The organism is Crocosphaera watsonii WH 8501 (assembly GCF_000167195.1).
GTDB classification, from domain to species: Bacteria; Cyanobacteriota; Cyanobacteriia; order Cyanobacteriales; family Microcystaceae; genus Crocosphaera; species Crocosphaera watsonii.
In genome coordinates, this window is the sequence record NZ_AADV02000133.1 from 1 (window position 1) to 11,642 (window position 11,642).

The following is an 11,642-nucleotide window of genomic DNA, read 5'->3' on the forward strand; positions in this document are numbered from 1 at the left end:
TCGAAGGGCTGAATTACCTGAATTTTGAGCAGCTAATCTTAACCTTCTTAGCAGGTTAGCAAAATGAATACCAAAACTAGAAATATAGGTATGGGATTCATCACAAACAATCAAATTTAACCGTGACAGAAAATCCTTTAAGAGAACTAATTGGGATTTATCTGTGTGGTATAGTAGATGATGGAGAACGTCAGGAGAAATAACAATAATATCAGGACATTTGACTCCTTTAAAGTAATTCTTCCTTGTTTCTAAAGGAACATCTCCAGTACATTTAGCAATGAATAATTGTTCCTGAGAGGGTAAAGCTTGGTTGAGTTTAATTAACTTAGAATATTGATCCGAAGCTAAAGCTTTCAAGGGATAAATGAAGAGACTTGTTCTCTGTTTTGTCAATGCTTGATGGAAAGCAAAAGGAATAAATGAATTACTTTTCCCACTAGCTGTCGGGGTAGTAATACAGATAGAATGACCTTGATTTAATTCATTCCATGCTTTAAGTTGATGAGAATAAAACTCATTGATTCCTGTCTGTATTAAAGCTTGTTTCAGAGACGGATGAATTTCGGCAGGTATGGTGGAAGATTTAGCAGAATCTCCAGGAAAGATTTGGATATCTTTTATCTCATTTTGCCATTCAGTTGCCACAGAAGCATAAGTCAAATGGGAAATCTTACTGATATCAAATTCTGTGACTTCTATGGTTGATGGACTTAACTTCTCAATCTCAATGTGGACAGTTTCACCACTAACTAAACAATTAGCTATATGTCCCAAGAAACCATTAACTTTAACATTTCTCTGGTGTTCAGTCGAAAACGCATATTTACCCACTTCTAACCAGTCAGGAATGGGATAAATATCTTGTTTAACAGCTTCTCTGATAGCTGATTGGTTCAAAGAATCCATAGAATCCATAATCAAATTATACCTCAAAATGAACAAAAAAGAGCATCAAACTTAATGCTCTTAACTAGAAAAGATGTAACTGTATTTACTTAATTCTGAGATGTTTCCCTCTCGGCATAACTTTGGCAATTAAAGTCCCTTTATCATCCCGAACTTCATCATAATTAATCGCATCTTCAGCTATCTTATTGCGGTCAATATGAACTCTGGTTTCTTTATATTCTTCGGGATAATCTTCACTCGTGAGTTCAGGGTTAATCCAAATAGGAGGACGACCGCCATTATTACAAAGACTAACTTTGGATAGTTTACCTTCGAGTCGTTTACCTTTGTCTCCAAGTTGTTCCACCCGTTGTTCCATGAAAGCTTTTAGCTTACTTTTAAGCCATTGTACTGTTTGCTTATTTTGATAGGCTAAAGCTTCACAACGACGGGCTTCATTCTCTTGGTATTCTATCAATGATTCTCGCCATTTAATAACTTTGATATAAGCATCAATTTTACTTTCTAAACGGGGTAGAAATTCATTGAATATTTCTTCAGCAACTTCTCTTTCTTCGGGGGTGTCGCTGTCAATATGTGCTATAATTAGCTGTAATTCCTCCTCTAATTGAGGGAGACTTTCTGTTATTTTGTTTTCCATTGATTAACTATCATAAGTTGACTCAATTATGGGCGCAAAGCGCATTTATTTTCTGAAAATTATCAATTTTTTAAATTATGAAAGGATCTGAAATAAAGATGAAATTAATCAATTTTTTAGTTCGACTAACCATGTTATTATTTTTCTTGTTAATAACCTTGATCAAACCAGTCCAAGCAGAAGACATCAATGATGGGGCTAAAATTTTTTCAATTCATTGTGTTGGATGTCACCCCCAAGGGAAGAATATTATCAGACGGGCGAAAAATTTAAAGCTGAGAGCCTTAAAAAGAAATAAAGTTGATAGTTTAGATGCTATTATTAACTTAGTGACTTATGGAAAAAATAATATGTCAGCTTATGAAGACAAACTAACCAAAGAACAAATTGAGTCTGTTTCCAAATATGTACTACAACAAGCTCAAAACAATTGGCATACCTAAGATTTTTCCAAATAATTATTCAGACTCATAGCAATAACAATGTCTTTAACTAAAATAAACTTTGATTCAGTAAAGAATAAACTTAAAAAGATTAAACTTATAGCTACTGATATTGATGGAACCTTAACCAAAAACGGTCAGTTCAGTAGTCAGTTATTGTAAAGTTTAGAAACATTGAAACAACATAATATTCTAGTTCTCTTAATCACAGGGCGTTCCGCAGGATGGTGTCAAGGGTTAGTCAATTATTTGCCAGTCTTGGGAATAATTGCCGAAAACGGAGGGGTTTATGCCTTGAAAGAATCCCAAAGGATGAAACCATTTACAGCTATTAATGATATCATAGAACATCGTCAATTATTACAAAATAATTTTGAGGAAATACGACAAAAATTTCCCCATCTTCAACCATCTTCTGACAATCAATTTAGAGTAACCGATTGGACTTTTGATTGTCACGAATGTTCTCAAGATGAATTACTAACCATAGAAAAGATTTGTCAGCAGAAAAAATGGGGCTTTACCCGAATTTCTCACAAAATCTGCGATCGCCAAACACAGAAGCCTTACAGGAAGTGGGTTTGAACAGAGCGATCGCAGATTTCCCCAACCAACAGTCTGTTGTCAGATTTTAAGTTAAAATCAACCCGAATTAGACAAAGATGAAAAGATAAATCAATCACTCATTTTTCCAAAAAAATTATTAATAAAATCTCTAATAGTACTAGATTGTTAAAATAAAATATGCTATAATTTAATTATTAAAGCAATTTACCTTAAACTGATTTAATGAGTCCCAGTCATCCCCGAACCCCTCGTCAAGTAATCAACTTTAGTAAACAGAAAGGAAAAGAAATAATCGCTAATTTTGATGGGGGACTAATCACTTCAGATGCGGGGATTGTCTAGATAGCTGAGTTGGATAAAAAACTGGGAATTACGGAGAAGTTTGGTAACTGTTTTCAAGATCATCGTCATCAATCTTGTGTAGATCATTCCGTTCATGAGTTATTAGCACAAAGGCTTTATGGAATTATTTTAGGCTATGAAGATGTCAATGACCATGATAAATTACGTCACGATCCTGCCCTTAAGATCGCTTTAGAAAAGCTTAATGAACTTGAAGATAAGGTGATTTCTGATAAAGGAGATCCCTTACGATCCCCCCTAACCCCCCTTAAAAAGGGGGGAATAATTGGAAAAGCAGGTATATTCAAGTGTGGAAATCACCTAAAAAGGGATGGTTAGCTGGAAAAAGTACAATTAATAGATTGGAATATTGTCCTGAGACTATTCTCGACCAAAAAACGAGTCGTTATCATAAAATAGAACCCAACTTTGAAGCCATTGAAAAATCTTTTGTCGATTTTTTTTTAGAGTCTTATAAAAAACCTCCCTTAAGTATTATATTAGATATGGATGTCACGGATGACCAAGTACATGGTAATCAAGAAGGGGCATTTTTTAATAGTTATTATCACGGAGTATGTTATGCTCCTTTATATATTTTCTGTGGGCATCATTTATTAGTTGCTAAACTTCGTTCATCTAATGTAGATCCAGCCGATGGAGCCTTAGACGAATTACAAAGAATTATCGGACTAATTAGAGAAAAATGGTCAGAGACTCATATCCTAGTTAGGGGTGATAGTGCCTATGCCCGTGAAGAAATCTTCTATTTTTGTGAAAATCAGCCTTTAGTTGATTATGTTATAGCTATGGGAACAAATGGCGTTCTTAAGTTACGAGCGGATGATGTAATTGAAAAAGCCAAACATGAATATGAAAAAAAACTAGCTCCAATAACTGAATTAATGGATAGTTTATTTCAGAAAAAAGAAGATTTAGAAGAAGTTAAAAAATTAGTACCAATTTCTACTTGGTATCGCTCTATTCGTTATCAAACAGAAAAGTCATGGAGTTGTCAAAGGAGAGTAGTGACAAAAGTTTGTTATGGAAGTGATGGCTTAAAAATGCGCCATGTGGTGACATCTTTGCCCGCTTCAAAAATTCCACCCTCAAAACTTTATACAAAAAAATACTGTCCGAGAGGCGAGATGGAAAATCGGATTAAAGAACAACAATTAGACTTGTTAGCTGATAGAACTTCAACTCAAACATTTCAAAGTAATCAACTAAGATTATGGATACATTCCTGGGCTTATGTTCTCATAAATGCTTTTCGTCAACACTGTTTAAAAAAAACTTCATTGGCTAAAGCAACTGTGGGAAGAATACGTCTAAATCTTCTTAAGTTGGGAGCCAGAATAAAGATTAGTTGTAGAAGAATTATTATCGCTATAGCTAGTGCTTGTCCTTATCAAGATATTTTGTCTATTGCTAACAAAAGAATTAAAACTATTCCTAATACTGGATAAGTAGAATAAGTTGTTTTAAAAAAAAGATATCTATCATAAGTTGTTGACTGACTGATACTTTCATTTAGTCTTATTTATCGTGGAGAAAATCAAAAGTTAATATAATTATTCCCTCTTAAACTCAATTTTTGGATAATCAAAGTCAATTTTTTTATTCATCTATATTCAAAATTTCTATTAGTCCTAAAAATTATCATTTTTCATCTCTGGATTTGGCTTTCAAATTAATTTGTGAGAAATCCGGGTTTTGAGTAAACGCCGGACTAAGATCGAAAACCAACACTCAATTTGATTAAGCCACGATGTATGTTTGGGAATATAAACAAAGCTAATTCGATGAGATTCATCTGATAAAAAATCTGCTCTGCTGTCCATAGATTGCAAAATCCCCTCCTTTCCTTTTCTCCCCAAATCAATAGTAATTCCACAGCTTTCTGCTACTAATTTGACTAAGCTTTCCGATTTATGAGTGTTGAGTTTATCTACAATAAAAATCCATTCTGCTTTTTCATCAATCTTAATCGTTCTCTGGATATGTTCAGAAAAATCTTGTTCTGTTCTTGTCGGTCCAATAGAGGGACTAACAACTTTTCCTCTTGCCACATCCCAGTTCGCAATCAAGCTTAAAGTTCCGTGTCTTTCATATTCAAATTCGATTTTTTCTACTTGTTTAGGCTTGATTCTTTTGTTCGGAAATAATCTCTCAAGAGCTTGAATCCCTGTCATTTCATCTGTACTAATTAAATGAATTCCTTGTTCTAACAAAGTTTTAGCTTCTTGATGAAGTTCACAGATATATTTGACTTGCTTTTTAAATTTTAAGGGATCATCAATTTTGGCATTTAACCAGTAACGAACGAGATGTGGTTGTAATGTCGCTTCTTTTTAAAAAACGCCCTACACTACGGGGGGAAATCTTTTCGACAATTCCTCTTTTTATGGCTTCATCCGCCAACTCTGAAGGTGTCCAATGGCTCACTGGTCTGTCTGATTTTTCACATTCTTCACAAGCGATCGCTACAATCTGGACTACTTGTTCGACCGTAAAGGATTTTGTTGTTCCAGGTCTTGGGCGATCGCTTAAAATTCCTTTGATCAAGACCATTAATGCTTTCTCCGTTACCTGTTGTTCTTCGGCGGCACTCAGTTTTTCTCTCTCCTCAAACCATCGCGATCGCCACTGACGCACTTGTACTCGGTCTAATTCTAATCTTCGACTAATCGAACTATTGCTCTCTCCTGATGCTGCGGCTAAGATTAGCTTGGCTCGTCTAACAAGGCGATAGGGGTTTGTTGTCCCTCTCACTATTTGTTGGAGTACTGTTTTCTGTAGGTTGGAGAGGTTAATTGGCAATGCTTTTATCATGGACATCAACTTCGAGATTCTTCCGTTAGTTTCATTGAAACACATTGTCGTGGCTAGTCACGAAAGTTTCTGTAAAAATCTGGTGGATTACTTTCGCCAAGCTGCACTAGTGAAATTTGGAGCTATGGTAATAAAGACAAAATGATCGCTCTGACTCTAACACAAGTCAAGAAAACTTATCCTGATTTGATTTCTTAATATTTGCTTCATCCTCGTACTTGCCAGCCATTAGGTAAAGGTAAGAGTAACCAAAGCTTGATTAATCAGCGATCGCATCGTGCGGTAAAAAGCGATCGCTTCTCTCTCTTCTACTCATACCCATACACTCATACTTGAGTAGAAGTAATAGTAAGAGAAATTTGTTGACCTAAAGCCTGTAAAGCGCGTTCTATAGTAGGGAGCTTGGTACGATGATGAGGATCAAGGATTCTACGAACTTCTTTTTCATCAACATTAAGCTTTGATGCCAGTTGTACTTTAGAAAGGGTAGATTCTTTCATAGCCAGATAAACAGAGGCTTTGAGAGCAGTTTGAATAGGAAGATAAACCTTATATTCATCACTCATTAGAGGTGATGGAATGGGGATATCACGTTGATCATCAATACGGGCTGCGATCGCTTCTTCTAAGCAGTCTGAAGCCTCTCTTAAAGCCGATTCTACATCATCCCCTTGAGTAATTGCCTCTGGGATATCTCTCACAGTGACTACCCATCCACCATCCACCTCATCAGGGGTTAATTTAGCCCCGTAAGAAAACCTACTCATTGTCATACCTTTAGATAATGTCATTTTCTTCTAAACCTAATTGCTTCAACATTGCTTTGATTGTGCCTGTCTTAAGTTCCTGTGACGGATTTCTGACAATTGTTAACCTTTCTCCAAAATATAGAGTTACATGGCTCCCTTTCCCCCGCTTTTTATCCACATAAGCCTCAATTCCTCGCTTCTTCGCCAGCCTCTTAATTTTCCTGATAAACTCATTTCCTTTCATTAACTCATTGTCGGACATTTTTGCCCTGTTTGTCAAGCCCATCTATAAAAACAACTTCTATGCGATAGCGATCCTTGTGCAGATCAGAACTTCTGACTTGGCGACTTCCTACTTCTGACTTCATAAAAAGCCCTCCTAAAATGGAGAAACTTCCCCAACCTCTCGACGAGAGCGCTTATGTTAGCATTGAATTTCGACAAGGCTTCAACGGTGAGATCAGCCAAACCGCTCAGTTACCAATTATCCAAAGATGCCATTATTAATCGTAGAATCTCCCAACAAAATCAAAAAACTTCGTCAAATTTTAGGCTCTGGTTGGTTAATTAAAGCCAGTCTCGGCCATGTCAGGGAACTCGCCCGTGATGGGGAAGATAATCTTGGTTTCTCCCTCAATAATGATGGTGTTAGTTGTCGCTTTGTTCCCCGTAATAGCAAAGCCGCTAAAATCATCAAAGAATTAAAAACTGTAGCCAAAAACAGTAATGCTATTTATTTTGCCTCAGATCCCGACCGTGAAGGAGAAACTATCGCTTGGCATTTAGCTCAAGAATTAGGAGTTAAAAATCCTCAACGAGTCGTCTATCAAGAAATAACCGAAAAAGCGGTTAAAGCTGCTGTTAAAAACCCCCGTCCTTTGAATCAACCATTAGTTGATGCTGGTTTGGCTAGAGCTTGCCTTGATAAATTAGTGGGGTTTCGGGGTTCTCCTTTGTTGTGGAAACAGGGGAAAGGTGGTAAAAGTGTGGGGCGTGTTCAATCGGCTGCTTTACATATTTTATGTCATAGAGAACGAGAAATTCTTAACTTTAACCCGGTCGATTATTGGTCAGTTTGGGTTGATTACAAAGAAGGTTTTCGGGCTTTTTACCTAAAAGATAAAACTTCGACCAAAGCCACTGAAAATCAAACCGACGATGATGCAGGTAGAGAAACTAAAACCGTTGAATCGAGTCGAGTGCTGTCTGAAGCTGAAGCAGATCGTTTGGTGGCTATCGCCCGCTCTAACCCCCATAAAGTGTTGCAAGTGGAAGGCAAAACGGTAAACCGTAAACCTCCTGCACCCTTTACCACTTCTACCCTACAACAAGCAGCCGGTTCTCGTCTCAAAATGAACCCTGAAACCACTATGAAAGTGGCACAACACTTGTACGAACAGGGTTTAATTACCTATATGAGAACAGATTCTACCGCTTTGAGTGACGAATTTTGTCAATCTGTTAGAGCATGGTTACAAGCTAAAGATCCCCAAAACCTTCCCACTAAACAAGTTAAACACCGAAAATCTAAGAATGCTCAAGAAGCACATGAAGCCATTCGTCCCACGGATATTACTCGTCCTTCTGCTCAACTTAAACAAGAATTAGATGAGCAGCAGTTTCAACTTTATCTAATTATATGGATGAGATCCGTTGCTTCTTTATGTAAACCTGCACAACTTCTACAAACTAAATTTATTAGCCAATCTGGAGACGTTAAATGGTTAGCAAAAGGACAAGTTGTTCAGTTTAAAGGCTACACAAAATACTGGAATAATATTAGCAATGATACGGTTTTACCCACTGTACAACAGGGGCAATCTTTAACTCTTGATAAAGCCGGACATGATAAGAAACAAACCCAACCCCCACCCCGTTATACGGAACCGAAATTAGTACAGGCCATGGAAAAAAAGGGGATTGGCCGTCCTTCTACCTATGCTCCCACAGTCAAAACCCTCAAGCAACGGGAATATGTCAAGTTAAGTAAAGGGAAGCTGTTTCCTACACCTCTTGGATTAGAAGTTGACGAATTTTTAGCTAAAATGCTGCCTGAATTGTTGCAAGCGGAATTTACGGCGCAGATGGAGTCTACTTTGGATCTGATTGCTACAGGAAAACAAGATTGGCAACAATATTTAACCAGTTGGAATCGAGACTATTTTGACCCCACTTTAAGTAAAGCGTGGGAAGCATTGGGGGGGAAACCAGCTAATACTAATCATGGCAAAACTTCAGTCAAGCGAGAAAAATCCGATATCTGTTGTCCTCAATGTCAGGAACCCCTGAGTAAGATTCCATCTCAGTCTAAAAAGTTAGCGGTTCCTTATTTTCTTAAGTGTGAAACCGGCTGTGATTTGGTTATGTTCTTTAATAAAAAACTTGATAAATGGGTGCAACCTGGGGAGTCGAAACCTACTGCTCAGGGGAAATTAACCAAGTTCTCTTGTCCTGTTTGCTCCCAACCTCTCGCTGAATATGCTTACACAAAAGACGGTGAAAACAAGGTTATGCTCCGATGTTCCAAGTGTAAAGGTCTCAAAGATACTCGTCATAAAGATGTGGCTTTTTTTAAGACTAAAGATAACCAATGGTGGAGTAAGAAGTTTGGGATTTTAAAGTAATGACCGAAGATTGTCGAAAAGCAGATTGGAGATTGGTGCGAAGCGACTGACAAGGTATGGAAGTTGTCGGTCAAATCTGACAACGATTCGTTGTCAGATTTTCATAGATAGTGTCAATCCAGGTAATCGCTACAAAATTCTTAATGTCAGGCCAATGTTGAGTTGAGGGATAATTCCTCTTAGATACTGACCTTCTTGAGAGTAATTTATGTCCCCCCTACTGGCGAGCAGTGATGACCTATCGTTACTAACTCCTATTCCTTTGGTTCTTCATCCGGCGGCGGTTTATCTTGACTCCCTTAGTGAGTCTTCTCAGTCCACTATGTTGGTGTCTCTTAATGCCATCGCTCGGCTAGTGACCAATGGGCAATGCGATGCTATGACCTTGGATTGGGCTAAGTTACGTTATCCTCACACTGCGGCCATTCGCACGGCTCTGAAAAAGCGTTATTCTCCCACAACTGCGTCGAAAATGCTCTGTGGGTTACGTCGTGTTCTTAAGGAGGCTCTACGCTTGGATTTAATGTCTGCTAGTGATTACGCTAAGGCGGTGGATTTTCCTTCTATTACTGGGCAACGAAAATTACGGGGCCGTGCTTTGAGTGAGTCGGAAATTACGGCTTTGTTTCAGGTTTGTCGTGATGATCCTTCTCGTCAAGGGATTCGCGATTTGGCTCTGTTGGCTATTTTACGGGGGGCTGGTTTACGACGGGCTGAATTGGTGGCTCTATCGGTTAATGATTTTACGCCGGATGGGGGAATTTTACAGATTCGTCAGGGTAAGGGGGATAAGGAACGGACTGTTTATTTACCATTATCTGCTGTGGAGATTGTTAATCGATGGTTAGATTTGAGAAGTCGCACTCGGGGGGCTTTGTTGTGTCCCATTCGTAAAGGGGGAGCTATTTGTTTTCGTCATCTTCATAGTGATGCTGTTTATAAAATTTTGGCTAAACGCGCAGGAGAAGCTGCAATAGAATCTTTTTCTCCCCATGATTTTCGTCGTACTTTTTGTAGTGATTTGTTGAGTAATGGGGTGGATTTGGTGACGGTGCAGAAGTTGGCCGGCCATTCTTCCCCTGATGTCACTGCTAAATATGATAGACGAGGTGAAGAAGCTAAACAAAAAGCTGTTCAATCTTTGTCCATTCCTTTTTAGGTCAAACTATCCATAACATACGAACAAAGGATAATTTGGGAAATATGTGACAAATCTTAATACTGTCATAATCTTTTTCCCTTGGTGAGATTTTCCAGTATAATTGAGAACATCCCTAGTTGAAAATTAGGATTAGTTATGTTCACACAGAGAACAACTTGTTACAGAAGCTCTATAAATGGCGAAACGCCGTCCACTTGGGGAAGTTTGACGGACGTTTCCTTTAAGGCTTCTGGGACTTGTGTTTCTCTAGTTAACCATCGCAGTTGGCTAGAAGCCAAAGGAGGTGAGAGATGATCGATTCAAACTCGCTACTCAAAGGAGGTATCCAATGAAAAGTTAAAAGTAAGATCGAATTGAACAACGGAATGTAACCCGCAATGAGTATATCATATCAAATTTTGCGGGACACCCAGTCCTTTTGTGCAAATTTTACCGGAGAACCTGTCTTTTAAGCATGGCTGAATACTTCGTTCCTGAGCACAAGCCTACAATTGATTGACTCCGTTGTTTATCTATCGCAGAAATTAATTAGGGTTTGCTGAAAAAGTTTCTCCAAAATTTATGCCACTTTTGACCAAGAATTTTCTAACAAATCAATAAGTTTTAGTACATAAAAATTGTTGAAAGTATAATCAAAATTAATGAAAGGCGGTTTGATGAGTTCCCCTGTTCTATTATTAGTAAATAAGGACAAAAAAAGCGACAAAAACTGCCTCAGAAGTTTAGAAAGATTGACAACTAAAAATGTAATAGCAATAGATGTAATGGAGGTTTCAGGGAGTTTTGTCATCACGAGATTTAGGCTAAATCTTCGTTTAGCTTGTCCAAACTTTCCCTCAATAGCATTACGGAAGCATTCATCGGAGTGGGCTTGTTTCTTTTCTTCTTCACTGACATTTTTCAGAGGTCTTCCTAACTTCGGACCACTGATTCTTATCCCTCTTTCCTTACACCAATTTCTGTTTTCCCTAGTTCGATAAATTTTATCTACATGGACGGATTCGGGATAATAGCCAAACGTTTCTTTATACTTTTCTACTTGTTCTTTTAAATGACAAGATTCATTGAAGTTTTCCCAACTTATTTTGTCTAGAAACACATAGTTATCTACACAGCTTACTGTTAGGTAAGCTCCAAACTCTATTGGTTTTCCTGCTTTTCCCCTCACTATTGGACGAATATGCGGTTGAGTTAAACTTACAATTATTTCGAGGAACACTCTGGGTCTTATTCTTCCACATTGACCGTTGTTGTTCATAAACTTTTTTGATAGTCTCTAGACACTTTTTCTGTCTTTTACTCAGATTTTCCAGGGAAGCCCCAGCTTGAATTAAGTCTTCTATATTTCCTAAATTTTTCTTAAGGTAT

The 11,642-nt window shown here is 37.7% G+C and carries 9 protein-coding genes and 4 pseudogenes; 6 read left to right on the plus strand and 7 right to left on the minus strand.

All coding sequences use genetic code 11. From position 1 onward, the window contains the following. Both CWATDRAFT_RS25175 and CWATDRAFT_RS25180 read right to left on the minus strand, forming a co-directional pair. Positions 1 to 909, minus strand: a 909-nt coding sequence (locus CWATDRAFT_RS25175) for a DEAD/DEAH box helicase (RefSeq protein ID WP_232287200.1), incomplete at its 3' end; no start/stop codon positions are given. Between the two features lie 85 nt (positions 910 to 994). Then, entirely contained in the window at positions 995 to 1,552 is a 558-nt protein-coding gene (locus tag CWATDRAFT_RS25180; RefSeq protein ID WP_007307660.1) for a siphovirus Gp157 family protein, read from the minus strand. 131 nt (positions 1,553 to 1,683) lie between these two features. On the opposite strand from CWATDRAFT_RS25180, the gene CWATDRAFT_RS25185 reads away from it, so the two are divergent. The 4 genes and pseudogenes from CWATDRAFT_RS25185 to CWATDRAFT_RS34615 form a co-directional block, all read left to right on the plus strand. After that, complete coding sequence (locus tag CWATDRAFT_RS25185) at positions 1,684 to 1,995, plus strand: c-type cytochrome (RefSeq protein WP_085961766.1); 312 nt, start codon at positions 1,684 to 1,686, stop codon at positions 1,993 to 1,995. A 174-nt stretch (positions 1,996 to 2,169) separates the two neighbouring features. Continuing rightward, positions 2,170 to 2,580: a hypothetical protein gene (locus tag CWATDRAFT_RS36260; RefSeq protein ID WP_007307652.1), complete on the plus strand. Its 411-nt coding sequence runs from the start codon at positions 2,170 to 2,172 to the stop codon at positions 2,578 to 2,580. 204 nt (positions 2,581 to 2,784) lie between these two features. After that, positions 2,785 to 3,123: pseudogene (locus CWATDRAFT_RS41180) on the plus strand (transposase); the annotation flags it as partial. 102 nt (positions 3,124 to 3,225) lie between these two features. Beyond that, positions 3,226 to 4,373, plus strand: a pseudogene (locus tag CWATDRAFT_RS34615) (IS1380-like element ISCwa5 family transposase); the annotation flags it as partial. 246 nt (positions 4,374 to 4,619) lie between these two features. Here CWATDRAFT_RS34615 and CWATDRAFT_RS25210 read toward each other — a convergent pair. The 4 genes and pseudogenes from CWATDRAFT_RS25210 to CWATDRAFT_RS25225 all read right to left on the minus strand — a co-directional run. Then, positions 4,620 to 5,138 (minus strand): annotated as a pseudogene (locus CWATDRAFT_RS25210) (transposase); the annotation flags it as partial. Between the two features lie 64 nt (positions 5,139 to 5,202). After that, positions 5,203 to 5,784 (minus strand): helix-turn-helix domain-containing protein, encoded by a 582-nt coding sequence (locus CWATDRAFT_RS25215; RefSeq protein WP_007303150.1) that lies wholly within the window; start codon positions 5,782 to 5,784, stop codon positions 5,203 to 5,205. Positions 5,785 to 6,065: 281 nt separating this feature from the next. Beyond that, entirely contained in the window at positions 6,066 to 6,530 is a 465-nt protein-coding gene (locus CWATDRAFT_RS25220) for a type II toxin-antitoxin system HicB family antitoxin (RefSeq protein WP_007307658.1), read from the minus strand. Further along, the gene (locus CWATDRAFT_RS25225; protein ID WP_035828709.1) at positions 6,517 to 6,732 is read right to left on the minus strand and encodes a type II toxin-antitoxin system HicA family toxin; all 216 of its coding nucleotides are present in this window, start codon (positions 6,730 to 6,732) and stop codon (positions 6,517 to 6,519) included. The genes CWATDRAFT_RS25220 and CWATDRAFT_RS25225 overlap by 14 nt, the downstream gene beginning before the upstream one ends. A gap of 250 nt (positions 6,733 to 6,982) precedes the next feature. Between CWATDRAFT_RS25225 and topA the strand changes: the two genes are divergently transcribed. Next, complete coding sequence (gene topA, locus CWATDRAFT_RS25230; RefSeq protein WP_007307655.1) at positions 6,983 to 9,112, plus strand: type I DNA topoisomerase; 2,130 nt, start codon at positions 6,983 to 6,985, stop codon at positions 9,110 to 9,112. Between the two features lie 208 nt (positions 9,113 to 9,320). After that, a complete protein-coding gene (locus CWATDRAFT_RS25235) occupies positions 9,321 to 10,271 on the plus strand; it encodes a tyrosine-type recombinase/integrase (RefSeq protein WP_007307656.1) in 951 nt (316 codons plus the stop codon). A gap of 562 nt (positions 10,272 to 10,833) precedes the next feature. On the opposite strand, the pseudogene CWATDRAFT_RS25240 reads toward CWATDRAFT_RS25235, so the two are convergent. After that, positions 10,834 to 11,642 (minus strand): annotated as a pseudogene (locus CWATDRAFT_RS25240) (transposase); the annotation flags it as partial.

What these genes read in the sequence shown, in the direction of transcription:
- CWATDRAFT_RS25185 (WP_085961766.1), top strand. Translation starts at nt 1,684, where the DNA reads ATGTTATTATTTTTCTTGTTAATAACCTTGATCAAACCAGTCCAAGCA.
- CWATDRAFT_RS25225 (WP_035828709.1), bottom strand. Translation starts at nt 6,732, where the DNA reads ATGAAAGGAAATGAGTTTATCAGGAAAATTAAGAGGCTGGCGAAGAAG.
- CWATDRAFT_RS25220 (WP_007307658.1), bottom strand. Translation starts at nt 6,530, where the DNA reads ATGACATTATCTAAAGGTATGACAATGAGTAGGTTTTCTTACGGGGCT.
- topA (WP_007307655.1), top strand. Translation starts at nt 6,983, where the DNA reads ATGCCATTATTAATCGTAGAATCTCCCAACAAAATCAAAAAACTTCGT.
- CWATDRAFT_RS25215 (WP_007303150.1), bottom strand. Translation starts at nt 5,784, where the DNA reads ATGTGTTTCAATGAAACTAACGGAAGAATCTCGAAGTTGATGTCCATG.
- CWATDRAFT_RS25235 (WP_007307656.1), top strand. Translation starts at nt 9,321, where the DNA reads ATGTCCCCCCTACTGGCGAGCAGTGATGACCTATCGTTACTAACTCCT.
- CWATDRAFT_RS25180 (WP_007307660.1), bottom strand. Translation starts at nt 1,552, where the DNA reads ATGGAAAACAAAATAACAGAAAGTCTCCCTCAATTAGAGGAGGAATTA.